We start from the raw sequence: 26,202 nt of genomic DNA on the forward strand, positions 1-26,202 counted from the left end.
AAAAAGGGAAGATTACCAGAGATATCATTTAAGATATTTTTACCAAATTGGGCACTCTTCCCCACGGAATTAAAGTCAGGCTAATAGATGGACAGATTGGACGTGTACAGGAAATCCACTCTTAATAAAAGAAGCGAAAAAGCATTCAAGGGTGAACTGTCCCTGAATGCTTTTTTAATTATTTTTTTCTTTTCATTTTATAACTTGTTTAGCTAAATGCTTCATTAGTTCAATAAAGAAAAAAAGAGCTGCCTATGCAACTTAATGATCTTCATAAGTTAAGAAGAACAGCGAAGCTTATTAAACAATCGCGCCCTATTGTTGAAGATAGCAAAATATAAAAAGTGAAGACTGCATACATACGTTGTAATGAAGTAAACTAAACTAATAAAGCACAAATGATTTTGTGTATTATTAGTTTAGTTTGACTCTTCAATAGGAATTGGGTAATTACGGAATATAAGGTAGGGATTATTCAGAAAAGAAGGAGAGATACGATGTTCGATCAAGTTGCGTATTTTATTTTTAGAGCCCTAGTAATTCTAACGGTTTTGGTTGTTGTGGTTGGAATCCCTCTTGGGGATACACTGATTAGAAAAAAATAAGGAGGCTGGGACAAAAGTGTTTCAGCCAACAAAAATACCGAACTATCCAATGAAACGCTCATGAAGTGTTTCATTGGATAGTTCGGTTTTTCTATTTATCGTGTTTTGTTAATTTAGAGATTATTCGGCTTTATGAAGGAACCATTTAGTTATGTCCCAGCCTGATCACCTTAAATGCATAGTATGTTTGATTTTTTTATCATACTTCCTCGCTGCACTAATCTGCTCCGTCAGTTGAATAGCAACAATCTTTTCGAGAACAGCTTAAAACTAAAAGCTATTTATTTTTTTATCACCGAAAAATGAGATGACATGTTGATAAAACCTAAGTCATGCGAATAAGTTGATTGTAGTGGAGATCGGACGGGCCCAGCCGGAACGGAAATCAACCCTACATTATGAAAATGATCCAATCTTTTTTTTATCGAAAAACAACATAAGATAGATAATTTTGTTGTTTTCTAGTTTTTTACTACTAAACATAAAGTTAATAGCATTCTATATATTATTAACAAATTGTCTAATACTTGTTTAATAGGACAATGATAGAATTATTTGAATTCAGAATATTCTATAAAATAAGGAGGACTTATAAATGACAGTAACAAGTTTAAAGACAACGGAATCTTATATACGTGACCGAAAAGCAGTTATTGAGCTTACACAAAAGCTAGTGCGTATAGAAAGCGTTTATCGGGAAGATGATCCGAATGGCAATGAACAAGAAGTCGCGAATTTTGTCGCTCAATATTTACGTGATCTCGGGATTGAAACACATATAGAGGAGGTAGTGCCAGGCAGGCCGAATGTCATTGGTATTATTGATTCGGGTAGGCCAGGAAAAACACTCCTCTTTGAAGGACACACAGATGTCGTTACTGAAGGAAATCGTGAAGCATGGACGTACGATCCATTCGGTGCAGAAATTATGGATGGTCGAATGTATGGCCGAGGCACAAATGATACAAAAGGAAATCTTGCGTGTATGATTACAGCTTGTCAGTCGTTGTTACTGGATCAGGAAGAATTTACAGGTAAGATTATTTTATGTATTCCATGTGATGAAGAAGGATTGATGCTAGGTATTAAACATTTTATAAAAAATGGCTGGGCAGATGATGTGGATGGGGCGATTATCTGTGAGCCAGAGGAAAATAATGTATGTATCGCACAACGTGGGGCAATACGCTTGAAAGTAGATATTTTCGGTAAAATGGCGCACGGTGCAATTTCTTGGAGCGGCATTAACCCAAACTGGCGAATGGCACGCTTTATCGTGGAGCTTGAAAAATTGGAAAAAGAAGAGCAAGCACGTTTAGGGCGTGATCCGATGCTTAATTGGCCATCTATTACACCAACGATTTTACGAGCACCCGTAAAAGGGGATGCGCAAATCAATGTGATTCCTGATCATTGTATGACGACGCTTGATATTCGTACTGTACCTGCACAGGATCATGATGAGCTTCTCGGTAAAATCGAGGCAATTATCAAGCGTCTGCAAGCAGATGATCCAGATTTTAAAGTTGAGCTAACAGTGCTTGACAATCGCCCTGCTACAGCAACTGCGAAGGAGGATCCTGTTGTACAAGCCATTTATGAGGCAGTCGCTGAGGTAACGGAAAAAGAGCCGAAATATAACGGTGTCCCAGGGGCTACAGATGGAACGTTCCTTCATGTTCATGGAGTACCCATTGTTACCGTTGGAGCTGGTGATCGTGATATGCCCCACCAAATTGACGAATATGTTGATATCGAAGAATTAGCAGAAACAACAGCTATTTACCGTTTAGCAGCATTAAAGTTTTTAGCAGGTGATGTACAATGACTCACACAAAAATCGCAATTATTCCAGGGGATGGCATCGGAAAGGAAGTTATGGAAGAAGCACTAAAGATACTAAATTCTCTTCAGGAACACGATTCGTCTTTACAAATAGAAACAACCATTTTTCCTTGGAGCTCAGATTATTACCTTAAGCACGGCCGAATGATGCCATGCAATGCATTAGATATATTAAAAGAATTTGATGCGATATTATTCGGGGCTATTGGAGATGCTCGTGTTCCTGATGACGTTACCGTATGGGAATTAATTATGCCGATACGAAAAAACTTCCAGCAATATGTTAATTTCCGTCCGATTAAATCATTACCTGGCATAGCCTCACCGCTTGCCAACGGAAGAGATATTGATTTTGTTATCTTCCGGGAAAATGCGGAGGGGGAATATTCCGATAGTGGTGGTCGAATTTATCAAAATCAACCACAGGAAATGACCATTCAAAACACGATTATGACACGTATCGGAATTGAAAAAATTGTCCAAGCCGCCTGTGATTATGCCTATAAAAATGGCAAAACAAAAATTACGAGTGCGACAAAATCGAATGCTATTATTCATTCAATGAAGTTCTGGGATGAGCATACTAGAAGAATTCTTGCGCAAAGCTCAACAGCGCTAGAGCTAGAATCTATCTATATCGACGCTTTAGTAGCCTATTTCGTGGAGCGACCGCAAGATTTTCAGGTTGTTGTTGCCTCCAATTTATTCGGAGATATTTTATCAGATTTAGGGTCTGCCATTGTTGGTGGTCTTGGGTTGTCACCGTCAGCTAATTTAAATCCAGAAAAGGCATTCCCGTCTATGTTTGAGCCTGTGCATGGGTCAGCACCAGATATTGCAGGAAAGGGTATAGCAAACCCAATTGCACAAATTTGGTCACTTGCTTTGTTGCTTGGACATATTGGGAGATCGGATTTAGAAGAGCTAATTGTTCATGCGATTGAGACGGTTCTTCGAGAAGGGATCGTGAAAACCGCAGATATTGGTGGACAGGCGACAACAGCACAAATGGGTGATGCGATTTGTCAGGAAATTATCAAAATGAATTTAGCGGCAAGGGGTGTATAGCATGGCAGTAGAACAACAGGTCATCATCGTGACAGGTGCTGGCGGCGGTATGGGAAAAGCCATTATTCAGGAGCAGCTTGCAAAGGGCAATATTGTAGTTGGGCTCGATTTATCAGTAGCTTCTCTTAGCGATTTAGCGCAGGATGCCTTGCAATGCTTTGAAGTCAATGTCTTGCAAGAGGAGCATGTGAACGAAGTATTCAAGCAGGTTTTTGCCAAGTATGGACGGATTGATGGACTTGTCAATGCGCTTGGTATAGCGCAGGCAGCAACACCAATTGAGCAAGTATCGATGGACGAGTGGAATCGGTTAATGGATGTCAATGTTAAAAGCTTATTTATTACAACAAAGGCAGTCGTTCCTTATATGAAAGAGCGGCAAAAGGGCTCCATTGTAACAATCGCATCCATTTCTGCTGTACGTCCACGCCCAGGTTTGCAGGCTTATATTGCTTCTAAAGGGGCGGCAGAGAGCTTTACACGTGGTTTAGCTATTGAGCTAGCGCCGTTTCAATTACGTGTTAACACGATTCACCCAGGGCCAGCTGATACACAGATGCTCAGTCAATTTACGGCACAAGGAGCAGACATCGAGCAAACAAAGCAAAGTGTCTTTGTTCAATCGGTCCCCCTTGGACGCTTAGTAGATCCATCAGACATTGCAGGAGCAGTAAGTTATTTACTCTCTGATGCAGCGAGTATGGTTACAGGAACGACATTACATGTAGACGGTGGTCGTGGACTATAGGAGGGATAAGGTGAAAAAAATTCCGATGTTGATAAATGGAGAGTGGGTTCACGCTAGTATGGAGGCATTATTAGATGTTATGAACCCCTCTACTGGTGAAGTCATTGCCCAAATTACGAATGCAAGTAAAACTCATGTCGACAAGGCTGTACGTGCTGCACGTGTAGCGTTTGAAAGTGAAGAGTGGCGGAAAATAAAGGCCTATGAACGAGGACAGCTACTTGTTGAATTTGCCCACTATATACGCAAGCATGCAGAGGAATGGAGTTTATTAGAATGTCGTGATGTTGGAAAGCCGTTAACACAAGCGAGAGCAGATATTGAAGCAGCAGCTCGCTATTTTGAGTTTTTATGGGGAGCTGCTGATAAAGTAATGGGGGACACGATTCCCATTGAAGACGGCATTTTAAATGCGGTAGTGTTAGAGCCTGTCGGAATTACCGTACATATCGTGCCTTGGAATTATCCTATTCAAATTACTGCGAGAAGTGTAGCGGCTGCCATTGCTACTGGCAATGCAGTAATTGTCAAAAGTGCGGAGGATACGCCATTAACTACACACGCCATAACGGAATGGTTTGCGGGTAAATTGCCAAGAGGTATTTTTCAGCATATTACAGGTTTAGGTCGTGAAGTTGGGCCATATTTAACATCTCATCCTGATATCAATCATATTACGTTCACAGGCTCTGTTCCAACAGGCATTGCAGTGATGAAGTCAGCTGCTGAAAATGTTGTACCTGTAACGTTAGAGCTTGGTGGGAAATCACCAAATATTGTTTTTGCGGACGCCAACATGGAGCAAGCACTTGATGGAGTTGTACGTGCCATTATTCAGAATGCCGGACAAACATGCTCAGCAGGGGCCAGATTACTTATTGAAGAAAGTGTGAAAGAGACCTTTATCGCGCAATTAGTGCAAAAATTCCAAGCTTTAAAAGTTGGTCCGGGTGAGGCAGACGTTGATATGGGGCCACTTCTAAATGAACGACAATATACGAAGATTTCAACACTGCTGCAAAAGGCGAAGGAAGATGGTTATGTGGTCACTGGTGGTGAAACACTGACGATTGAAGGCTATGAAAAGGGCTATTATGTTGAACCAACAATACTTGCAGGGGTAGAAGCAAATGATGCACTTGCACAGGAGGAAATATTCGGACCTGTGTTGACTGTATTGACGTTTACGACGGTTGAGGAAGCAATTGCCTTAGCGAATAGTACAGACTACGGTTTAGTTGCAGGTGTGTGGTCAAAGGATATAGATACTGCCCATTATGTCGCAAGTCGAGTGCAGGCTGGACAAGTGTTTATCAATAATTATGGAGCAGCAGGCGGAATTCAAATGCCGTTTGGTGGCTATAAAAAGAGCGGTATTGGTCGAGAAAAAGGTTTTGTGGCGTTAAGAAATTATACGCAAATGAAAAATATCGCAATACGCTATGCACCACCAAATCAAATATGAGATGGAGGAATGCATATGGATCAGTCAAAAGAAAATCAGGTGCTCCTAGAGGTAAATCATTTAAAAATAAAATTCCATTTAAAAAATGGTCAGCAGGCGAAAGTTGTTGATGATGTGAGCTTTGCCATTCGTAAGGGAGAGACGGTTGCGCTTGTAGGTGAGTCTGGAAGCGGTAAAAGTATTACATCGTTATCCATTATGCGGTTACTGCCCATACCACCAGGAGAAATTACAGCTGGTACGATTAAATTGAATGGTAAAAATCTCTTAGACTATAAAAATAAAGAGATGAGCAATATAAGAGGCAAGGAAATTAGTATGATTTTTCAAGAGCCGATGACATCATTAGATCCAGTTTTTACAATCGCTAATCAAATGATGGAAGGAATTCGTAGGCATCAAGGGATTTCAAAAAAAGAAGCGAGGGAGAAATCTCTACAACTCTTAAAAGAAGTTGGTATTGCCAATGCAGAAAAGGTTATTGCTGAATATCCGCATCAATTATCAGGTGGTATGCGTCAGCGTGTCATGATTGCGATTGCCATGTCCAATAACCCTCAGTTGCTGATTGCTGATGAGCCGACAACGGCACTTGATGTAACAGTACAAGCACAAATTTTAAAGCTTATGATGAAGATGAAGGAAGAACATCATTCGGCTATATTATTTATTACGCATGATATGAGCGTTGTAGCGGAAACGGCAGACCGAGTTATGGTCATGTATGCAGGACAAATCGTAGAAGAAGCACCCGTGCGAGAGCTTTTTATGAATCCAAAGCATCCGTATACATCTGCTCTTTTAAAAACAATGCCTAATCTAGACGCAGATGTTAAAAGGTTGCCGTCAATCCCAGGCACTGTTCCACCAGCTTATGCGTTACCAGAGGGCTGTCGCTTTGCACCACGCTGTCCATTTGCGATGGAACGATGCCATGAGGTGCAGCCTGAGGTAATCCATATTCAAGACGAGCATAAAGTGCGCTGTCATTTATTCACGGAGAAGGGGGCGCTTGATTATGACGAAGAAAGAAGTTTTGCTTGAAATTAATCATTTAAAAGCCTACTTTCCTGTGAAACGTAAGTCGATGAAGGAAGAGAAAAAGGTCATTAAAGCAGTCGATGATATTTCTCTTGAAATTTTCCGTGGCGAGACACTTGGTATCGTTGGAGAATCCGGCTCAGGGAAATCGACGTTTGGTCGAACTATTTTAAAACTCGTTGAACCGACCGAGGGAGAAATTTTCTATAAAGGACAGCCCATTCAGCAGTTAAAGGGAAGTAAGCTGCAAACCTATCGTAATCAAATGCAAATGATTTTTCAGGATCCTTTTGCATCACTCAATCCTCGTATGCGAATAGGTGCCATTATCGAAGAGCCGATGAAGCTACAATTAACATTAACGAAAGAGCAACGCAAAGAACGTGTAAAGGAGCTTTTACAAAAGGTTGGTTTACCAGAAGATGCTATGCAAAAGTTCCCGCATGAATTTTCCGGCGGCCAAAGACAACGAATCGGGATTGCGCGGGCGCTTGCTATTCATCCAGAGTTCATTATTGCAGATGAGCCTGTGTCTGCACTAGATGTTTCGGTGCAGTCACAGGTCTTGAACTTAATGATGGATTTACAGGATGAATTTCATTTGACCTATTTATTTATTTCACATGATTTAAGCGTTGTGAAACATATTAGCGATCGAGTGGCTGTCTTGTATTTAGGGAGGGTAGTGGAAATTGGCGCAAAGAAAGAATTATATGCGAATCCTCTGCATCCATATACGCAGGCATTGCTATCAGCCATTCCAATTATCAATTTTGATAAACCGAAACAAGAAATATCGTTACAGGGAGAATTGCCAAGCCCTATGAATCCTCCTGTAGGTTGTGTGTTTCATACACGTTGTCCATATGTGATGGAAAGATGTCATCAGGAGCGACCTGTGCTTCAGGAAGAAAATATACAACAACGGGTAGCGTGCTTTTTATATGATAAGTAAACTGAAAATTTTGTTTTCGTAGAGTGAGGTGTGTATTATGTTTGGAAATATTACAGATGTGCCTGGAGTTAAGGTTGGGCATGCAGAAAATAGTGAAGGAATTACTGGCTGTACAGCGATTTTAGTGGAAAATGGTGCAGTTTGCGGTGTCGATGTAAGAGGTTCTGCACCAGGCACTCGAGAGACTGATGCACTTGATCCTATTAACGAAATTAATCATGTACATGGGATTTGCTTGTCCGGAGGAAGTGCATTCGGATTGGATGCTGCGACAGGAGTCATGCAATTTTTAGAGGAGCAGGGTATTGGTGTGGATGCAGGTGTTGCTACCATTCCAATTGTTCCTAGTGCTGTACTGTTCGATCTATTTATCGGTGATCCAAAGACAAGACCTACTGCTCGAATGGGCTATGAAGCAGCTAAGAGTGCGGTTATTGGTCCATTTGCAAATGGTAATACAGGAGCCGGTTATGGTGCGACGATAGGTAAATTGGCAGGTCCTCAATTTTGTATGAAAGGGGGGCTAGGTAGTGCCTCTATAGCTGGCAAAGAGGGTGTTGTTGTTGGCGCCATTGTGGCTGTCAACGCTGTTGGGGATGTAAAAGATCCTAATACAAGAGAAACACTAGCAGGTGCAAGGAATCCGAAAACAGGGGAATGGATTGATTGCTGTGCTTATTTAGAAGAGTATGTGCAATCGGAAGCATTGTCTGGTACGAATACGACAATCGGTGTCATTGCAGTGAATGCCAGGCTGACAAAAGCAGAGGCGAAAAAAATAGCTCAGCTTACACAAAATGCTCTCGCACGGACGATTTATCCTGTTCACACAATGCTGGATGGAGATACGATTTTCGTGCTAGGTACAGGAGATAAAACATATCCAGTTGACTATTTGGGCCATTTGGCTACGAGAGCTATGGAGGTAGCGATCATTGCTGGCATTAAAGCTGCTGATAAATTAGATGAAGTAGAAAGCTTTAAAAGCATTCAAATAATGAGCACATAGGGGATAGGGGGAAATGACATGAGGCTGAAGAACAATTGGTTGATACTGTTGTTGATATTGATAGTAGGTTTACTAATAAGTGCCTGTTCAAATGATGACGGAAAAGATGCAAGTTCTGGTGGAAAGTCAGTAGCAGATTTACCTCAAGACATCGTAGTCCGTGTTAATGATGATCCAGATTTTTTAGATCCACATAAGGCAACAGCATCTATTTCGTACCAAATGATTCTTAATATTTTTGAAGGACTAATGGCACCGGAAACAGATGGAACTTTAATAGAAGGGTTAGCCGAAAGCTATGCAATATCTGAAGATGGTTTAACATACACATTCAATATTCGTCCGGGAGTGAAATTTCATAATGGTGAGGATTTAACTGTTGAGGATATTCAGTATTCATTTGATCGTTTAATGGGGAAAAACGGTGGTGAAAAGATGTCAAACAGCTTTGATAATGTTGCCTCAACAGAAGCACCAGATGCTAATACATTTGTGATCAAGCTAAAAGAGCCGAACTCTAACTTCTTATATTCATTAACTGCTCGACAATCAGCTATCTTACCAAAAAGCAATGATGGAAAGCATAATGAAAACCCGATAGGTACGGGACCGTTTGCTTATGTAAAATACTCTCCAGGTACTAATTTAGAATTGAAGAAAAATGAACACTACTGGAAGGAAGGGTTACCATACTTGAACAAAGTAACGTTTACCTTCCAATCGGATGATCAAGCAGCGATTATGAGTTTAATGGCCAATGAAGTCGATTTAACGAGTGTACCTTGGCAGCGCGTAAGTGAAGTAGGAGATAACTATAACTTATCTCATCAAAATAATAACTCATCATTAATCGTTACATTTAATGAAACGAAAGCACCTTTTGATAATGTAAAGGTGCGTCAAGCCATTAACTACGCGGTTAGTAAGTCCGATATTATTGACTCAGTGTTTGCAGGCTATGCTGTACCACTTGGTTCAAATATGAGTCCGGCGATGGGGGACTATCAAAAGAAAGGCTTAGAAAATATGTATAAGCGTGATGTGGAAAAAGCCAAAGCATTATTAGCAGGAGCGGGCTATCCAAATGGCTTTAAAACAAAAATTACAGTGTCTTCGCATAATGATATGTATTCAAATATCGCGCAAATCGTAGCGGCTAATTTAAAGGAAATCGGTATTGATGTGGAAATTGAGGTTGTAGAATGGGGCATTTGGCTAGACCGAGTTTACTTTGGACGCGACTATCAAATGACAACGATCGATTTAACAGGTCGTGCATCTGCCTATGAAATTTTAAATGATTACATTTCAACGAATGATAGTGAAAACTTTTTCAAATTTAAAAATGATGAATACGACAAAATTATGGCAGACGTTTTAAAGGAAAGAGATCAGGCAAAACAAATTGACTATTACCATCGTGCACAGGAAATTTTAGCTGAGCAGGCAGCAGCGGTATACATCGCAGATTATCAAATTGTTTGGGGCTCTAAAAAGCAAATTGCTGGATTAAAGAGTTATCCATTCTGGTTCCATGATATGTCTGAGGTTAAAATTTCTAACTAGAAAGGGATGAGTGCTTGATGATGTATATTATACGTCGGTTCATCCTGTTAATAACAACCATCCTTCTAGTTTCGATGATTACATTCGGTGTTTTTCAAATTTTACCTGGTGATCCGGTTCGGACAATGTTAGGCACCGAAGCGGATCCCACACAAATTGAAAATTTGCGATCAGAGCTTGGCTTGAATCGCCCCCTTTATGAGCAATATATGGATTGGATGAAGGGATTATTGACAGGGGAATTAGGAAATTCCATTCGTTTTTCAATGCCAGTAAAAGAATTATTATTTGACAGACTTCCTGTCACGATGTCATTGGCTGGGCTCACCCTCTTAATGGTGTTAATCATTTCCTTACCATTAGGGATGTTTGCGGCGAGAAGACAAAATAAGCTCAGTGATGTGTCGCTGTCGACAGTGACGCAAGTTGGCATGGCCATTCCTTCTTTCTGGCTTGGCATGATACTCATTTTATATATTGGCATGCAGTTCAGCTTCTTTAAAATAAGTGGGTATATTCCGTGGACGCAAAGTGTAGCAGGAGCGCTAAGTACGCTCATTCTCCCAGCATTAACAATTGCGATTCCGCAAATTGCGGTCAATTTTCGTTATGTTCGTACAGCCATTTTAGAGCAAGTTCAGCTCGATTATGTGCGTACGATTCGCAGTAAAGGGATGTCTGAGCAAAATGTTATGTATAAGCATGTCTTAAAAAATTCGATGATTCCAATATTAACGGTATTTGGATTGATCATGGCTGAAGTTGTTGCTGGAACGATTATTGTGGAGCAAGTATTTTCGCTACCGGGTGTCGGTCAACTCCTCATCACGGCTATAAGTAATCGTGATTTTCCATTAGTACAGGGAATCGTGATGTATATTACTGTTGCGGTGGTCATGATCAATTTTATGGTCGATATTTTATATTCTGTGTTAGATCCTAGAATCCGATTACGATGAAAGGTGGATACGATGAAAAATATACAAAGGTACATGAAAAATATCAATTTAATCATTGGTCTACTAGTCATTGTCGGTTTTCTAATCGTAATGATTATCAGCTTTTTTTATACACCGCATGATGTGAACTCGATGAATATACCTCAAAAATTACGTAGCCCAAGTAGTGATTATCTTTTTGGTACGGATGAATTTGGTCGTGATATTTTTAGCCGTATTATGAAAGGGACACAAACGGCCTTTACAGTCGGACTACTAACGGTATTTATCGGAACAATTTTTGGTATTTTAATTGGGGGGATAGCGGGGTATGTAGGAGGCTGGATCGATGAAATTTTTATGCGTATGATGGATGCATTAATGGCCTTTCCAGGAATTATATTAGCTTTAATGCTCGTTGCGGTATTTGGGCCAGGGATTGTTAATACTGCTATTGCATTAGGCATTATTGCTATACCGGCCATTGCTAGAATTGCGCGTAGTGGATTCGTCCAACATCGTGACACTGAATATGTCTTAGCAGCAAAGTTAATCGGCGCAAAACCTTATAGCATAATGTTTCGCCATATATTACCCAATATTTCATCGCAGATTATCGTCGCCGCAACTGTAACCTTTGCAACTGCGATGCTTGCGGAGGCGGCACTGAGTTATTTAGGGCTTGGAGTGCAGCCACCAAACCCTAGTTGGGGACGAATGTTAAAAGATTCACAAGCTTATTTAGTTGGAGCCCCTTGGTACACTTATGCACCAGGTGGGGCCATTACAGTACTTGTATTAGGTTTGTATATGCTTAGCAATGCATTACGCGATTTTATGGATCCACGTTCAAAAGCGTAAAATATCAGGTGCTGTTTTTTTCAATAATTCATAGGCCTTCACCGCTATTTCTATATTGAGGCGGTGAGGGGCCTGTAAAAAATCAGCTCCTAAAATATTTTCTAGTCGTTCAATTCGCTTATAGAGTGTTTGACGGACAATAAATAGTTGTTCAGCTGTATCATTCTTGGCACCATTACATGCTAAATAAACACAGAGCGTTTGATAAAGGTCATTACCGTTCTTTTGATCAATCAACAGTATTTCTTGTAAATAATCTTTAACGTATTGCAAAAGGGCAACATGATCCTGATGTAATAACAATCTGTAAACACCTAAATCCTTGTAGTAAATAGAAGAAGCAAGTTCATTGTGTTGCATTTGAATGGTTGTTTTTGCCTCTTTATAGCCTTGCTGTACGCTGTTAATGGATTGATAAACATTGCTAATACCAAAGGTAAGGGTTATTTGCTCGAAAAGCTGTGGTGTTTTTCGAGCAACAATCTGCTGTATAGCTTGATTAAAAGAGTCGCGATTTTCCTCCATATCATCTGCAGCAATGTAAAATGCAAGGATAATAATTTCATGCTGTCGAACCGACACGGTAGGGAAAAAGCCAAGTTTTTTTATAATGGAGCGAACAAACATGACATTTTGTAGCTGTATTTCTTGCCAGTCTTCCTCTGAAAAGGTATTGGCATAATCAAGCATATTAAATACGACTACGCGATAAAATAAGTTGCGACTTTCCATCGGCAAATAACTTTGATAATACTGAAGATCAATCGGTTCTCCTTGTATTAAGGCGAGGATAAATTCATCCTCACGACTTTGCTGCCGTTCCTGTAGCATTCGATTACGCATTAATATTTGGGCAATAGACATCGTTGCACGTTCAAGGTTTAACAATGTATAATCACTTGGCTTCGGCAGTGCAGAACGCATACATAAATAGCCCCATACTTGTCCAAGTCCATTGACAGGAATGATGACGAAATGATCTTTATCAATGGACATTAGTTGAATGGGTTCGTGTAATTCTAGTTGCTGACAGTGGTCCTCCATAAGATGTAAATACTTTTTGGCTTCTATTGGATAATAAAAGCTTTTTGTATCTTCAGAGACAAATAAAAATAATGCATCTGTATCTTGATGAAGCACCTGTAAAATTTTTAAAATCCCATTTGGCATTAACGACAATTCCATAAAAGTCCTTGATATCGTATCAAGCTGTGTTAATGCTTGCTGATGCTGATTAATAATGTAAGTATGTAGATCCTGCGTAATATCGATAAATCTTACAACCTCTTCAAAAATGATGATAGGAAAATCATGAGCATTAGCCATTGCAACTAGTTCTGCAGGAACATAATTAAAATAATCACCAATCTCAATACAAAGAGCTGCAGCACCGTTACGAATAAGGTTTTCCAAGTAAGCAATTTGTGTTTCACGCTCTAACTGTAAACCTACACCGGTTGTTAATATGAGCTCACCGCCATTTATTAAAGTATCAAAATCTTTTATTTCTAAAATATGTGTCCATAGTACTTGTCGATTTAGACCTTGTTGTCCAGCGATTAGCTTGGCAGATTCAAAATGCTTTCGCTTTAATACATCACGTACAAGTAGAGGATGTTTCGACATAAATAAGCACCTACCTTTCGTATGTACTTTAATAATTATGTTAGATTAGTCAGAAATTTTCAACATTAACTAGAATAATAGAGTAAATTTGGTGAATAAGGGTTCCCCGGGATAGAGGCGGACGGATGTATGGCGTGAAGAGATAAAAAGGTATTCTTCGCAAAGAAAGGCGATTCCAAATGCTCAGAAGCGCAAGGAATCGCCTTTAATAATTTCGTTTATGACCTTTTTTTACATATTCCCAATCAATTTCAATGTTTTGACGAATACGAATTAATAAGTTGTGAACATTGTCAATTTCTTCAGGAGAAAAACCATCTAGTGCTCTAGCATTCGAATATTCTCCTTCTCTCTTTAAAAACGGGTAAATTTTTAAACTTTTGTCAGTTGGGAAAAGCTGTTTGTTTTTCTTGTTACCAACTTCATTTCGTTTTTCTATAAAGCCTTTTATCTCCAACTTTTGAATCGCTCGGGAGGCAGTTGTGCGATCTACCTTTAATAGTTCAGCAACCTTTTCCTGAATAATGCCAGGGTTTTCGCAGATGCGAGTGACATACAAATACTGACCCTTTGTTAAATCAAGTTCTTTAAACTCGATATTACTAATGGAATCAAGTGCCCGCGCAATCGCACCAATATCTCGCAAAATTTCCTTCATTGATTGCCTCCGAAAAATTTATTGTATTTGCAATAAAAAATACTCTATACTATATATTATCATCCATGCAAGGAAATTTCACTTCATATCTACAGTGGGGGTTCTTTTGCAAAGCAGGTCTAGCGGTGAAGAGGACGGTTATAGCAGCGGAAAAAGCAGTTTTAGCGGCGAAGCATACGGCTCACCGACGGAAAACAAAGTTCTATCAACGGAGAGTACGCTCCTAACAGCAAAAAACGAGGAGGAATATAAAGATGAACACGAAAAAAATAACAGATGAACAGGATTTACAAACAGCATTTGCCATTCGTCAAAAAGTGTTTATAGAGGAGCAAAAGGTTCCAAAGGAAGAAGAATATGATGAATTCGACACACTAGATGCAGCATGTGATCATATTTTTGTGTACTATAACGAACAACCCGTTGGCACTGGCAGACTGCGAGTTGTTGATGGTTACGGCAAACTAGAGCGTATATGTATATTAATAGAATTCCGTAAATTTGGATTAGGTAAAGTCATAATCCAAGGTCTAGAGGAAATAGCACTTGAAAAAGGTTTAACAAAATCTAAATTAAATGCGCAATCCTATGCAGAGGGCTTTTATGAAAAATTAGGCTATAAACGTGCAGGAGAAGAGTTTATGGATTGTGGAATCCCACATATTTTAATGAAAAAGCAATTGAATAGGGAGTAGTATGTACAGGTAGCAGAAATGGAAATATACACTATACTTTAGCGGCATCTGATGCAATCTAAGCTTGGTACATCTCCGTTCGACGCATTACTAGTTGGTTTATCGAAGAAGGTTGGTTTAACAGTAGGCAGCTGGGAAATCATGACGTCCTTCTTCGATATTTTCTTCCTTCACAACGCAATAATTTATTCCCTATATATTAAAACAAGCTGCCCAAAATTATATTTGAGCAGCTCTATTTTTCTAGACTTCTTTTACAACAGTACCTGAGAAGCTGTCGTGAGGAAGAAGTTGTCCATTTTGTTGTTCAAATGCTTTTGGATTTTTCAAGTAATCGAATGTACTAATTGTGTCTCGGTAAGCCATGCGCTTGATAATTTGAGGGGAAGTTAGCTCTGACCCATTTTCATTTGCAAGTTCGAGTCCCATTTTTTTGTAGCCAACTGTTTGCCCTTTTTTACGTAATTGTGCAAATTCAAGTGACCACATCACGACTGTTGGTGTGACAATGGCATGAATCGCCTCGTTTTTCACTTTTTTTCGCAAGACATATTCTACACCAGCTGTGACAGCCGTTGAAATTGCCAAATCAATGAGAAATGCTTTTGTTCGTTTTTTTGTAATAGATTTCACTAGAGCTCCTCCTCTTATTTAACTTGTCTCTACCTAATACGAATGACAACAGAATAAGTTCCAATATATTCAAAAGATCATGTCATTTTTAAATGACAGTTCATGCTTGGCAAGATAAGATGCAATGGCACCATGTTTTTCTGTTGAAGCTCCTGCATAGCGATTCGCGAATGTAAGGAGGGGGATAGCGTACTGCTTACAAAAGTCGACTAAGTTTATCGCTGTAATCTGCTTGCTAAGGAAAATACTTAACACTCCTCCAATAAAAGCATCGCCCGCTCCAGTTGTATCAATTGCATGGACCTCGTCAGCTGGCACTTTGACATGAAGCTTGTTAGTGTAAAGACTTGCACCTTCTGCTCCCCGAGTAATTATGAGTACTTGTACTTTCCCTTGAAATAATGTTTGGACTGCTATTTCTTCGTCCTCCATAGCCGTTAAAAATAAAAGCTCCTCCTCAGATAATTTAACAATGTGGGCCTTTGGTAAAAATTCTAAAATAGTTTGACGACATGCCTTCTCATCATTCCATAATGGCAATCGAACATTGGGATCAAATGAAACAAGACTACCAGCCTGATGAGCCTGTTCTATCAAGGACACATGTGCATGTTTCATTGGGCTTTCCACTAAATTAACTGAACAAAAATGAAGAATATCTTTACCTGTTAATATATTGGGCGGAAGTTGTTCTTTGTTGTAAAGCAAATCTGCTGCGTGACGACGATAAAATAAGAAGTCACGGCCTCCGTCATTTGTCAAGGAAACGAAGGCTAAACTTGTTTCACCCTCAACAGTTTGAACGATATAGTTCGTATCAACATCAGCCTTTTTTAACGTTTCTACAAGAAAATCTCCAAAAGCATCTTGACCTACCTGTGTGATGAGAGCTGCTCGTTGCCCAAGTTTTGCACAAACAGCAGCAACATTGGCAGGGGCCCCACCAGCATTTTTAGTAAATAGCTCTACTGTAGCAAGGGAGGTATTTTGCTCAGTAGGCGTAAAATCAATTAATAATTCACCAATTGCATAAAGTTTATTCACGAAAAACCCTCCTCTATATCAATTAATTCCGCCTTGGCGTAATTGTTGCTGACGCTTTGCTTTCGCACAGAAGAATTGCCACAGGGCGTGGCTTTCCGTCGCTTTGCACTTTGTATCCGTCGTACTGCCAGTCGGTTCCGTCGCCTTCATTTCTATCCGTCGTACTGTTCGACCTTTCCGTCACTATGCGCTTTGTATCCGTCGTACTGCCAGCCGGTTCCGTCGCCTTCATTTCTATCCGTCGCTCTGTTCGACCTTTCCGTCGCTTTGCACTTTGTATCCGTCGTACTGCCAGTCGGTTCCGTCGCCTTCATTTCTATCCGTCGTACTGTTCGACCTTTCCGTCGCTTTGCACTTTGTATCCGTCGTACTGCCAGTCGGTTCCGTCGTCTTCATTTCTATCCGTCGTACTGTTCGACCTTTCCGTCACTATGCGCTTTGTATCCGTCGTACTGCCAGTCGGTTCCGTCGCCTTCATTTCTATTCGTCGTACTGTTCGACCTTTCTATCACCTTGCCCTTGGCGTTCTTAGACTGAGTTCCTCTATTTCAGTATGTGTTTGGATATCCACTGAAAAGGAAGCACACCCGCATTCATCTCTTCACCTTTAAAGGTGGGAGTCTTCTGTAACTGACGTTTCACTTACGTTACAAAAAAATCTGTAACTGACGTTTCACTTACGTTACAAAAAAAATCTGTAACTGACGCATCGCTTTCGCTACAAAAAACATCCGCTGAATGAAGATAGATAAAAACTAAACCTGAGACAAACGCCTTTTCTTTGGTACGTAAATTGTGTAAAAAATGCCGCCAAAAATTAATGCAATACCAACTGTTTGCATGAAGCTCGGCATAAAATCAAGCAACAGCATATCAAGTAATATAGCCACAACCGGGTCAATAAATACTAAAACAGAAACTAGAATTGTAGAGAGACTACGAATACTATCAAAAAATAAATAGTAAACAAAGCCTGTATGAATAAAGCCTGTTCCTAAAATATAAAGCCAGTTCGTTGTCGTTAAGCCTTCAAACAGTGAAAAATCAACAAACGGGAATAGTATGACAATTCCGACTGCTGTTTGGATGAATGTTAATGCGTAGGAGCTAAGTTTTGTGATGGTTTTACTTGTTAGCATCGTAAACGCGTAAAATAACGCAGACAGTAACGCCCAAATAAAGCCTGATTTCATAAATTCAGAGAGTGACAAAAAATTATTTAAGCCGATAATGAACATACTGCCAATAAAACAAGTTAATGTTGCTAGCAATGCTTGGATAGTCATCTTTTCTTTTAAAAACAATGCGCCAAAAATTAATACGAATATTGGTGCTAAATTATAGATAGAAATGGCAATAGAAATCGACATTTCTTCAAAGGCTTTAAATAAAAATACCCAGTTTAAGACGATAAAAACACCACAAATAAGTGTACGTACTATTTCTTTTTTATCCCATTTCTCCGTTTTATGACCACTTGTAACGAGCCACATCCCTCCTAGAAAGAGGGTAGCGCAAATACATCTGACAAAAACTAGCTCGGTAGCAGGAACGCCAGTATGAACGGTAAAAAATCCAATGGAGCCAAAAAGGGCCATTGAAACAGTTAGTTTTATAATTGCTGAAATGTTCATACAAAACCTTCTTTCCTTTATAATGTTTGACGCTTGTGAAAATAGAAGAGAATTAACGTTTTTCCGCTCCGTTATCAAAGTTCTTTGGCCAGGTAGAGGTCAGAACTGCTCGGCTAGGAGTAGAATCTGCCCTAGCTCCTCTACAAATCTTTCAATCCCAAAGTGCAAAAAATAAGCAAAGAAAGCCGACAGCGTATGTCAACTGCCGGCTTTTCATTAATAGTTCTACAATTATTCTCGGATTTGTCCGTTACCGTGAATGTAATACTTTGTAGATGTTAACGCAGGTAATCCCATTGGCCCACGAGCATGTAATTTTTGCGTACTAATGCCGATTTCTGCACCATAGCCAAATTCAAAGCCGTCTGTGAAACGAGTAGAGGCGTTATGATAGACAGCTGCAGCATCCACGCTATTTAAGAAAGTATCCGCTACTAACTGATCCTCCGTCATGATGGCTTCAGAGTGGTTTGTACCGTATTTATTAATGTGCTCGATTGCTTCATAAACGTTTTCCACAATATTAACGCTTATTTTTAAATCTAAATATTCAGTTGCATAGTCTTCTGTTGTTGCTGGATGAGCGAAATCAAGAGCTTGACAAACGATTTCATCACCGATAATTGTGACACCTGCTTGATGGATGGCACTTAATAACTGTTTACCATGCTCATTAAACCAATCGGAATGAATAAGTAAGCTTTCTGCTGCATTACAAACAGAAGGGCGTTGTGTTTTCGCATTGATACAAATTTTTTCTGCTTTTATGTAATCGGCAGTTTGGTCTACGTAAATATGACAGTTGCCAGCACCTGTTTCTAACACTGGTACAGTGGCCTCATTTACTACTAAGTCAATAAGTGCCTTTCCTCCACGAGGAATCAAAACATCTAAGTATTCTTTTAAATGGAATAATTCTTTGACAGTTTCACGATTTGTATCCTCGATTAATTGTACAGCGTCCATAGGGATAGACGTTTTTCTAAGTGCACGATGAATACTTGCCACAAGGGCCATATTAGAAAATTTGGCAGAAGAGCTACCACGTAAAATGACAGCATTGCCTGTTTTCAATGATAATGTTGCCGCATCCACTGTTACATTAGGGCGCGCCTCGTAAATCATCCCGATAACGCCAAGAGGGACCAGACGTTTTTCTATCAGTAAACCATTATCTTTTTCTATTCGCTCTAAGAGATTGCCGACTGGATCATTTAATTCTACAAGTAACTGAATGGCATTTGACATAGCTTCTACTCGTTCTTTATTTAGCATGATTCGATCAAGTGTAGAAGCAGGCATTCCTTGTTTCTCGCCATTTACTAAATCCTTTGCATTTTCAGCAATGATAGTATCTTGGTCGATTAGTAACTGCTCAGCAATTTTTGTGAGAGCCTCATTTTTTTCGCAAGTTGTTTTAATATTTAAAATATAGCTTGCGGCTTTTGCCAACTTTCCTTTTTGTTGAACTTCACTTGTCATGTAAATTCCTCCTTAATTTGTTTGAATTTTTAGCCATTTATCTCGGTGAATTACCTCAATTGGATAGTTCGCTAACTCATCTGTACGTTTTCCCATCGCGTGTGCTAACTCAAGGGAAGAATATAAGACCTCACCACGTCCAAGCAGTCCCTTGTCACTATATACCTCAACAACGTCGCCATTTGCGAAATCACCTTCGACACGGTATACACCAGCAGGTAATAGGCTTTTCCCGTTTGCCAATAGCGCATGTTCAGCGCCACTATCTATAAAAATTTTACCAGATACTTCCGTGAGTGCAATCCACTGTTTATTATTTGTTAAAACAGCAAGCGCCTCATGCTCAACATACGTACCATCACCACGTCCTTCCACTATGTTGACAAGTTTATTCGCGCCGTGACCAGTTCCGATAAACACTTTGACGCCCGCATTTAAAGCTGCTCGAGCTGCCAGTAATTTGGATTCCATACCACCTGTACCGACCTTAGAGCCTGTACCGTCTGCAAAACCTAGCATTTCATCAGATACCTCTGTTAAACGATCGATGCGTTTGGCATGTGGGTTTTTATTTGGATTGGCGTTATACAACCCATTGATGTCTGTTAGGATAATGAGTTGATCAGCATGAACAAGACCACTTACAAGTGCCGATAACATATCGTTATCTCCAAAGGTTAATTCGCTGACAGATACTGTATCGTTTTCGTTAATGATAGGTAGCATGGAGCGATCTAATAATTCCTCAAATGTGGCATATGCATTTTTATAGCGTTCTTTTTTTGAAAAATCAGTGCGTGTTAATAAAATCTGAGCAGGTACAATATCATAAATGCTAAATAAAGCATTGTAGGTTTGAATTAGCAAACTTTGCCCAACTGCTGCAGCAGCCTGTTTACCTTTTACTGTGACAGGACGAGAAGGGTAGCCTAGTTGTTTAAAACCTGCTGCAACTGCGCCTGATGAAACAAGCACTACTTCATGACCATACTTTTTTAATTCAGCTATCGCTTGAACATGATCCATTAAACGTATTTTATCAATTTCACCTTTTGCATTTGTTAAGGAGCTACTCCCAATTTTGACGACGATTCTTTTTCTTTCCATAGCAATACCTCCAATTCACCATTACACTTGCATTATAATTTAAACTTTAGCAGCCGCTAAGATTTTCGCTACTATAGTGACATCCGCCGGACTTTAACTTCTTTCAGTAGATGTCTTTTGTGCCGAAAGCGTAGCGACAGGTACAGGTGTTTGGACACCCGCTGAAAAGTAACTTAAATCCGCATTCATTTGCTGAAAGAAGTTAAAAATAAAAAACCTTTCCATCCTAATAAATTAGGACGAAAAGGTTGCTTTCCGTGGTACCACCTACATTGAACATCATTGACATTCCACTTTACTCATAACGCTTGAGACTGCGCCTAGTTTAGCTAGGACGTTTTACGAAGTAGGTTCTTTAGTCTTTCTTGTACAATGCCTTACAGCCGATGGGCATCGCTCTCTGATCAAGCAGTTTCTAGGTACTAGTCTTCGCTCGCTTTTATTTTATAATCCAACATCTTTTTTGTATGGGCTCTAACTGATTGTTTTTGGTTGAAGTCCCATTTCTTTAAAAAGTAATTGAATAAAGAATGCACTACTTCAGCGTGTCTGTCAAGCTGAATAGGAAAGTTAATAGAAAGTTTTGAATAAATAAGTAGGGAATGTTGAACAAACGAGGATAAAGTGCAAGGGGTAACGCACTTTGCTTACTTGAGCCACCAAACTGCGATTAATAGTGGGAGCATTGCTAAAACAATTACGAAGAAACTCCATAATATTTGTTTTCCTGATGACATATTTTTCGGTTTGATACTCATTTGTTCATAAAGCTGGTTGATAGCACCTTGTTCTTTTGAATAAAGCATGGCTTGAAATTCATCGTAATCTTGAATATAACTTGATGGAGGGCGAGGGCTGAAGCGCAAACTTCGAATATCGTCAGTAATCTCTTTTTCACCCATCCAATAGGTAATAACAGGCGCTAAACCTGAAGTTTGCGTAGCCTGTACCTCGATAGCATGTGTTTTCATTTTATAATAGACATTTCCTTGCTCATCTTCATATTGCTTTACAATATCACTTACCGCCATCGACAACCACCTCTTTCTCAAAACAATACTACTTTTACGTTATGATAATATTCATTATAATGTATTAAGAGAGAAAAGTGTTGCTTATACGAGCATAATTAGTTGGGTATTTTTGTAAAAAAATAGAAGAACGCTCCACCATGTAGTATAATGTAAAAAACATTTTATAATGGTTCTTTTCTAAAAGTAATTGTTCATTACTGAAAGTTGGGAATGACATTTTGTTAAAACATATGTCATGTATATAAGTTGATTTCCGTTCCGACTGGACGCCCCTAGGAAAGCGACCATTCGGAACGGAAATCAACCCCACATTATGATGAGCATATTTCTAAAAGTAATAGAAAGAAGGGGTAGAATTGGCATTTTCAACGTTATTGGCGTTTTTAGGAGCAGCGATTATTTTAACACTAATGCCAGGACCAGATAATTTATTTGTTCTTGCACAAAGCATTACACAGGATAAAAAGGCTGGCATAGCAACATCACTTGGTCTATGTACAGGCTTACTTGTTCATATAGGAGCCGCTGTTCTTGGTATTTCGGCTATTATTTATCAATCCACAGTTATTTTTTCTATTGTTAAATTTGCGGGAGCGGCGTATTTATTGTATTTAGCGTGGCAATCATTTCGAGCGAAAGGTGATCCATTCACATTAGAGCAGCAAAATGTACAAGCCTATGTGACGTTATATAGAAAAGGGATTTTAATGAATATTTTAAATCCAAAGGTTTCTCTATTTTTCTTAGCACTATTGCCACAGTTTGTAACTCCATCTAATGGTCATGTAGGTTTACAGATGTTAATATTGGGTATTGTATTTTTAGTACAAGCGCTTATACTATTTTCAATATTTAGTATTTTTGCCGGTAAAGTAAGAAAAGTGATTATTGGGAAGCCCGCAATTGCTGAACGATTAAATATGATTCAAGGCGTCCTTTTCACTTTTATTGGTATACAAATAGCGCTTAGTAAACAGTAAAAGGGGGGATTTTCATGGCAATTTTACATATTACTTTTAGCTTATCTACACAAGGTTCTATAAAACATGCGATACGACAAAACCATTTACAGCGAGATGAGTCGGTGCTTTGTGTCAATGATATTTTCTCGATTGGCCCACTTAACAGCTTAGAAGAACGAAAAAACTGGTTAGAAGCCTATATATTTAATGACAATGAAGAACGTGAATTGTACGAGGATATTCATGAAGAATGGAAGAAAAAAATGGCAGGTTTACCGTGTGATGTTGATGTCTGGGTATGGTATAGCCAAAGTTCTCATGAAGAGATAGGGCTACGTTTTATCATGAGCGAGTTGATCAATAAATGTAGTATGGTATATGGGATTGATGCTACAGAAGGCTTGAAACGTGTACAGCCAAACATGATGATTCGTCATACTGGTGAGCTTGCGTCAGATATGCTAATGAAGCTCCGTTCCGAGGCAAAGCGCTTTTCTATTGATGATTGTCAGCGACTTGCAAAGGAATGGGAAGTGCTGAAACAAAAACCCAGTACACTGCGAGTTTGGCAAAATGGAATTGTACATGTAGCGGAAGATGCATTAGATCCTATTATTATTGAATGTGCGAAAAGAGCACATGCCGAGCTAAAAGAGGAATGGCTTATACCGATGCGTGTTATAGGTGAAACAATTGGTGCAATAGATGACTATTTAAGTGAAGAGTTTGTGGGAAGACGTCTGATAGCCCTTGCAAAGCAGGGACTTTTTGAAATTGATGGCGATACGACAGAAATGTATTCTTATCAAGTAAAATATGTAGGAAAATAATGATAAAATAGCTTCTTTGTAGTAACCACCTTTCATTTGGAGAAGGTGGTTTTTGTTGTTCAAGAAAATTGTCTTTATGGAACTCTAAAAATTTTTCGTAAAAGGTTAAATAGTAGATGCGTCTGTTACACTGACTTTTCCAAATGCCAGTTAAACATATAAAGAAAAGCGGGTAACAATTACGCAGAGGTGAAATTGTTACTCGCTTATGCTTCAGATGGTAGGAGCTTTCGATTACTTTTTTTCGTAAAAATCGAATACAAATTGCTGAAATTGTCGCGCTGATGGTGGAAGATATCGATTTTCAATCCAAGCCATACCTATTATACGTTCACAAACCATATCCTCCACACGAATTTTAGCTAATTTATTTGGATTCAAGTCTTCGTCAACAGGCAGCAATGATACGCCAAGCCCAGCACCTACAAAACCAGCAACTGTTGATACCTCATCACCTTCAAAGGTAATCTTCGGCTTGATACCTGCAGCATTTAATAATTTATCAGCGGTACGGCGCAATGCGTAACCTTTTTTCATCAGAACAAAATTTTCATGTTCAAGTTCCTTCATTTTGATGCTTTTCCGAGTGGCGAAGGGATGGTCGATTGGCACCATAATATAAAGTTCGTCACGCCACAGCTCCTTCCAGCAAACAGGCGGTTCTGTGTCAATCGCTGCAAGCAAGCAAATGTCTAACTCTCCTGCGAGTAATTGCTTCAGTTGGGAATGTGAGTAATTTTGTGTAAAGTGAAAGCGTATATGCGGATGCTTCTGACGAAAAGAGCGGATTAAATCAGGTACGATGCTAGTCCCAAGAGTATGTAAAAAGCCGAGTGATACATCACCTAGCTCTGGGTTATTAAGCTCCTGTAATTCTAAAACTGCTTTTTCATATTCCTTGCGCATGCGTTGGACACGGTACAAAAAGAGCTCGCCATATCGGTTGAGCATAATCGAACGTCCTTGTCGGTCGAACAAGGGTACTCCTAATTCCTCTTCTAGCTTAGAAATCGAACGACTTAATGCTGGCTGAGAAATCGCTAATGCTTCAGCAGCACGTGTCATATGCTCAAGCTTTGCTACTGTTACAAAGTATTCTAATTGTTGCCACTCCATATTTTCACCTCTATTCCGGTTATTTTTGAGTTAACTGCATTATAACGGTAAAAGAGTTGGAAGTATAGGCACATGAAGAGAAACTTTAATCAGTGGGGGTTTTTCCTAGTGATTAATAGTCTTCACCAAACGGGCTCGTTAATGCGGGATGAAAAAATTTTTAACAAACGGAGCACGTAAAATGAAGAATGCAAAATGAAAGTAACAGAAAGTGTGATATAACAGCCATTAACCTCACATCGTTGATGCATGAAAGACATTAATATGATAAAAACTATAAATTGTACATTATGAATAAAGGGTGTTAAGATAGACACATAAATTACACAATTACAAGTTTCCGTGAAGGGGATATTATAAAATGAATTTTTCAAAGCCACAACCTCTAACAATTGAGGGAGGCAAAAAAGCCGTACTATTACTGCATGGATTCACAGGTAGCACAAAAGATGTGAAAAAGCTAGGTGAATTTTTATCAAAACGTGGTTATACAGTTCATGCACCGATTTATAGTGGGCATGGCGTAGAGCCAGAAGCGTTACTTGAAACAAGACCAGAAGACTGGTGGAACGATGTTGTGGAAGGTTATAACTTCCTAAAAAGTAAAGGCTATCAAGAAATCGCGGTAGTAGGAATTTCACTTGGCGGCGTATTTTCGTTAAAAGTAGCAGAGACGTTTCCAGTGAAAGCATGTGTTGCCATGTGTGCTCCAATCACACGTGATAACTCAAAAGGCTTATTTACACGTTTATATCATTACGCTCGTTTATATAAACATTTTGAAAATAAATCAAAAGATCAAATTATTTCAGAATTACATGAATTACGTATTACACCTAAGGATTCATTGGATGGTGTGACACGTTTAACTACAGAAACACGCGATGAATTATCTACAATCAAAGCACCTACATTAGTATTACAAGGTTCATTAGATGATGAACTTTATCAAGAAAGTGCACCATTCATTTTAAATACTGTGGAAACTGATGATAAAGAAATTATTTGGTATGAAAATTCTGGTCATATTATTACGTTAGACAAAGAGCGTGAAAAAGTGTATGAGGATGTATACAAATTTTTAGATCATGTAGAGTGGTCTGTAGCAAACTAAGAGCTGTCACCAGACAGCTCTTTTAGTTTTGTCTACTAAAAGCTAGGAACTGTACAATTAACGATTATAAAAGAAAAAACTATTGTTTTTAAAATAAATGCCTGATACCATAGTGGAATTGTAGTGAGAAATCCCTTCGACTAAATTATTTGCAATAGTTAAATAC

24 protein-coding genes and 1 pseudogene are annotated in these 26,202 nt (G+C 39.2%); 16 read left to right on the top strand and 9 right to left on the bottom strand.

Going from position 1 to position 26,202, the window contains the following annotated elements; all coding sequences use genetic code 11:
* The first annotated feature begins 47 nt into the window (after positions 1 to 47).
* The 11 genes from FJQ98_RS27415 (at position 48) to FJQ98_RS09685 (ending at position 12,101) form a co-directional block, all read left to right on the top strand.
* A complete protein-coding gene (locus FJQ98_RS27415; protein WP_343069293.1) occupies positions 48 to 125 on the top strand; it encodes a DUF2196 domain-containing protein in 78 nt (25 codons plus the stop codon).
* A 1,075-nt stretch (positions 126 to 1,200) separates the two neighbouring features.
* Positions 1,201 to 2,433 carry a M20 family metallopeptidase gene (locus FJQ98_RS09640; RefSeq protein ID WP_053593658.1) on the top strand — a complete coding sequence of 411 codons (1,233 nt, stop codon included), beginning with the start codon at positions 1,201 to 1,203 and terminating at the stop codon, positions 2,431 to 2,433.
* Positions 2,430 to 3,518 (top strand): tartrate dehydrogenase, encoded by a 1,089-nt coding sequence (locus FJQ98_RS09645; protein WP_053593657.1) that lies wholly within the window; start codon positions 2,430 to 2,432, stop codon positions 3,516 to 3,518. The genes FJQ98_RS09640 and FJQ98_RS09645 overlap by 4 nt, the downstream gene beginning before the upstream one ends.
* A 1-nt stretch (position 3,519) precedes the next feature.
* Positions 3,520 to 4,266, top strand: a complete 747-nt coding sequence (locus FJQ98_RS09650; protein ID WP_053593656.1) for an SDR family NAD(P)-dependent oxidoreductase — start codon at positions 3,520 to 3,522, stop codon at positions 4,264 to 4,266.
* 10 nt (positions 4,267 to 4,276) lie between these two features.
* Complete coding sequence (locus tag FJQ98_RS09655; protein WP_201406685.1) at positions 4,277 to 5,731, top strand: aldehyde dehydrogenase family protein; 1,455 nt, start codon at positions 4,277 to 4,279, stop codon at positions 5,729 to 5,731.
* A 15-nt stretch (positions 5,732 to 5,746) separates the two neighbouring features.
* The gene (locus tag FJQ98_RS09660) at positions 5,747 to 6,775 is read left to right on the top strand and encodes an ABC transporter ATP-binding protein (protein ID WP_053593654.1); all 1,029 of its coding nucleotides are present in this window, start codon (positions 5,747 to 5,749) and stop codon (positions 6,773 to 6,775) included.
* Positions 6,750 to 7,727 (top strand): ABC transporter ATP-binding protein, encoded by a 978-nt coding sequence (locus FJQ98_RS09665; protein WP_053593653.1) that lies wholly within the window; start codon positions 6,750 to 6,752, stop codon positions 7,725 to 7,727. Before FJQ98_RS09660 ends, FJQ98_RS09665 begins: the two co-directional genes overlap by 26 nt.
* A 37-nt stretch (positions 7,728 to 7,764) precedes the next feature.
* Positions 7,765 to 8,736 carry a P1 family peptidase gene (locus FJQ98_RS09670; RefSeq protein ID WP_053593652.1) on the top strand — a complete coding sequence of 324 codons (972 nt, stop codon included), beginning with the start codon at positions 7,765 to 7,767 and terminating at the stop codon, positions 8,734 to 8,736.
* 18 nt (positions 8,737 to 8,754) lie between these two features.
* A complete protein-coding gene (locus tag FJQ98_RS09675) occupies positions 8,755 to 10,302 on the top strand; it encodes an ABC transporter substrate-binding protein (protein ID WP_053593651.1) in 1,548 nt (515 codons plus the stop codon).
* 17 nt (positions 10,303 to 10,319) lie between these two features.
* Complete coding sequence (locus FJQ98_RS09680; protein ID WP_053593650.1) at positions 10,320 to 11,261, top strand: ABC transporter permease; 942 nt, start codon at positions 10,320 to 10,322, stop codon at positions 11,259 to 11,261.
* Between the two features lie 12 nt (positions 11,262 to 11,273).
* On the top strand, positions 11,274 to 12,101 hold the full coding sequence (locus tag FJQ98_RS09685; RefSeq protein ID WP_053593649.1) for an ABC transporter permease: 828 nt from the start codon (positions 11,274 to 11,276) through the stop codon (positions 12,099 to 12,101).
* Here FJQ98_RS09685 and FJQ98_RS09690 read toward each other — a convergent pair.
* Entirely contained in the window at positions 12,090 to 13,727 is a 1,638-nt protein-coding gene (locus tag FJQ98_RS09690; protein WP_053593648.1) for a PucR family transcriptional regulator, read from the bottom strand. The two genes, FJQ98_RS09685 and FJQ98_RS09690, sit on opposite strands and share 12 nt — an antisense overlap.
* Positions 13,728 to 13,932: 205 nt before the next feature.
* On the bottom strand, positions 13,933 to 14,385 hold the full coding sequence (locus FJQ98_RS09695) for a MarR family winged helix-turn-helix transcriptional regulator (protein WP_053593647.1): 453 nt from the start codon (positions 14,383 to 14,385) through the stop codon (positions 13,933 to 13,935).
* A 254-nt stretch (positions 14,386 to 14,639) separates the two neighbouring features.
* Between FJQ98_RS09695 and FJQ98_RS09700 the strand changes: the two genes are divergently transcribed.
* Both FJQ98_RS09700 and FJQ98_RS09705 read left to right on the top strand, forming a co-directional pair.
* A complete protein-coding gene (locus FJQ98_RS09700; RefSeq protein WP_053593646.1) occupies positions 14,640 to 15,080 on the top strand; it encodes a GNAT family N-acetyltransferase in 441 nt (146 codons plus the stop codon).
* 51 nt (positions 15,081 to 15,131) lie between these two features.
* Positions 15,132 to 15,266: pseudogene (locus FJQ98_RS09705) on the top strand (YitT family protein); the annotation flags it as partial.
* Positions 15,267 to 15,323: 57 nt separating this feature from the next.
* On the opposite strand, the gene FJQ98_RS09710 reads toward FJQ98_RS09705, so the two are convergent.
* The 6 genes from FJQ98_RS09710 to FJQ98_RS09735 form a co-directional block, all read right to left on the bottom strand.
* Positions 15,324 to 15,713, bottom strand: a complete 390-nt coding sequence (locus FJQ98_RS09710; protein ID WP_053593645.1) for an RDD family protein — start codon at positions 15,711 to 15,713, stop codon at positions 15,324 to 15,326.
* 69 nt (positions 15,714 to 15,782) lie between these two features.
* Complete coding sequence (locus FJQ98_RS09715) at positions 15,783 to 16,757, bottom strand: carbohydrate kinase family protein (RefSeq protein WP_053593644.1); 975 nt, start codon at positions 16,755 to 16,757, stop codon at positions 15,783 to 15,785.
* 755 nt (positions 16,758 to 17,512) lie between these two features.
* Positions 17,513 to 18,391: a DMT family transporter gene (locus tag FJQ98_RS09720; protein ID WP_053593642.1), complete on the bottom strand. Its 879-nt coding sequence runs from the start codon at positions 18,389 to 18,391 to the stop codon at positions 17,513 to 17,515.
* Between the two features lie 231 nt (positions 18,392 to 18,622).
* A complete protein-coding gene (locus FJQ98_RS09725; RefSeq protein ID WP_053593641.1) occupies positions 18,623 to 19,873 on the bottom strand; it encodes a glutamate-5-semialdehyde dehydrogenase in 1,251 nt (416 codons plus the stop codon).
* Positions 19,874 to 19,885: 12 nt separating this feature from the next.
* Entirely contained in the window at positions 19,886 to 20,980 is a 1,095-nt protein-coding gene (gene proB, locus FJQ98_RS09730) for a glutamate 5-kinase (protein ID WP_053593640.1), read from the bottom strand.
* 647 nt (positions 20,981 to 21,627) lie between these two features.
* The gene (locus FJQ98_RS09735; RefSeq protein WP_053593639.1) at positions 21,628 to 22,011 is read right to left on the bottom strand and encodes a hypothetical protein; all 384 of its coding nucleotides are present in this window, start codon (positions 22,009 to 22,011) and stop codon (positions 21,628 to 21,630) included.
* A gap of 359 nt (positions 22,012 to 22,370) precedes the next feature.
* On the opposite strand from FJQ98_RS09735, the gene FJQ98_RS09740 reads away from it, so the two are divergent.
* On the top strand, positions 22,371 to 22,994 hold the full coding sequence (locus FJQ98_RS09740; protein WP_143114658.1) for a LysE family translocator: 624 nt from the start codon (positions 22,371 to 22,373) through the stop codon (positions 22,992 to 22,994).
* 14 nt (positions 22,995 to 23,008) lie between these two features.
* Complete coding sequence (locus FJQ98_RS09745; RefSeq protein WP_053593638.1) at positions 23,009 to 23,806, top strand: DUF1835 domain-containing protein; 798 nt, start codon at positions 23,009 to 23,011, stop codon at positions 23,804 to 23,806.
* Between the two features lie 234 nt (positions 23,807 to 24,040).
* Here the strand turns inward: FJQ98_RS09745 and FJQ98_RS09750 are convergent, their stop codons facing one another.
* Positions 24,041 to 24,922, bottom strand: coding sequence for a LysR family transcriptional regulator (locus tag FJQ98_RS09750; protein ID WP_053593637.1), 882 nt, complete (start codon positions 24,920 to 24,922; stop codon positions 24,041 to 24,043).
* 361 nt (positions 24,923 to 25,283) lie between these two features.
* Between FJQ98_RS09750 and FJQ98_RS09755 the strand changes: the two genes are divergently transcribed.
* Entirely contained in the window at positions 25,284 to 26,036 is a 753-nt protein-coding gene (locus FJQ98_RS09755) for an alpha/beta hydrolase (protein ID WP_053593636.1), read from the top strand.
* Positions 26,037 to 26,202 lie beyond the last annotated feature (166 nt).

The organism is Lysinibacillus agricola, from assembly GCF_016638705.1.
Classification (GTDB): Bacteria; Bacillota; Bacilli; order Bacillales_A; family Planococcaceae; genus Lysinibacillus; species Lysinibacillus agricola.